The sequence below is a fragment of the Janthinobacterium sp. Ant5-2-1 genome, assembly GCF_001445815.1.
GTDB classification, from domain to species: domain Bacteria; phylum Pseudomonadota; class Gammaproteobacteria; order Burkholderiales; family Burkholderiaceae_D; genus Janthinobacterium; species Janthinobacterium lividum_E.
Genome location: NZ_LNCE01000140.1, coordinates 1 through 1,052, shown reverse-complemented (window position 1 = coordinate 1,052; position 1,052 = coordinate 1). Strand labels below are relative to the sequence as shown.

Annotated in this window: 1 protein-coding gene and 1 rRNA gene; both read left to right on the top strand. The window is 56.1% G+C overall.

Annotation, left to right across the window (positions count from 1 at the left end):
* Nucleotides 1-176 precede the first annotated feature (176 nt).
* Nucleotides 177-289: ribosomal RNA gene (rrf, locus tag ASN89_RS26605) — 5S ribosomal RNA — on the top strand.
* A gap of 65 nt (nucleotides 290-354) precedes the next feature.
* Nucleotides 355-1,052, top strand: a 698-nt coding sequence (locus ASN89_RS26600) for a leucine-rich repeat domain-containing protein (protein WP_235502095.1), incomplete at its 3' end; no start/stop codon positions are given.

Here is a 1,052-nt window from a genome sequence, read left to right as displayed (position 1 = left end):
AAGCTAACCAGTACTAATTGCCCGTACGGCTTGTCCCTATAACCTTAGCAGGTACAGAGGATAAGACGGTACAACGTTGTGAGTTTGTTGATACTACCAGTCATTACCCCAATCTTTGCTTCTTCCAGATTCAGGCTTTGTCGCTCCACCGAGGACAAACGCCAGTACAAGTTATGCCTGATGACCATAGCAAGTTGGTCCCACCCCTTCCCATCCCGAACAGGACCGTGAAACAACTTTGCGCCGATGATAGTGCTGCAACCAGTGTGAAAGTAGGTTATCGTCAGGCTTGTTATTCGAAAAACCCCTTCCGGTGATCCGGTTGGGGTTTTTTTACGTCCAATGATTTTATGCATGGCATCGATCGCGTGCTGCCTTGAAAGGGATATCTTGTCTGCTGTGCATACACTGGAACAATTACGCGCTGGCCAACTGGCCGGTGTGCGCCGTCTGAAGCTGTCCTGTGGCTTGACGACATTACCCCGAGAAATCTTCTACCTGGCCGACAGCCTGGAAATCCTCGACCTCTCCGGCAATGCGCTGTTCACATTGCCTGACGATTTGCCGCGCCTGTACAAGCTGCGCATCATTTTTTGCTCGGATAATCTGTTCACGTCTTTGCCTGACGTGCTCGGTTCCTGTCTTGCGCTGGAAATGATCGGTTTCAAGGCGAACCGGATCCGCCACGTACCGGCCGCAGCCTTGCCGCCCACGCTGCGCTGGCTGACCCTGACCGATAATGTCATCGAGTCCATGCCGGATGAGCTGGGCAAGTGCACGCAATTGCAGAAACTCATGCTGGCAGGTAATTGCCTGAGCCACTTGCCCGCTACTCTTGCCGACTGCCGCCAGCTGGAACTCGTACGCATTGCCGCCAACCGTTTTACGGCGTTGCCCGACTGCTTGCTGTCCTTGCCACGCCTGAGCTGGCTCGCGTATGCGGGTAATCCCTGCACGGAAGCGCGTGAGCTGGCCGCTCTGGCCGGTACAGCTGTGGCGGGCGTGGCATGGCAGCGCCTGGGGCTGGCGCAGCAGCTGGGGGGGGGCGCATC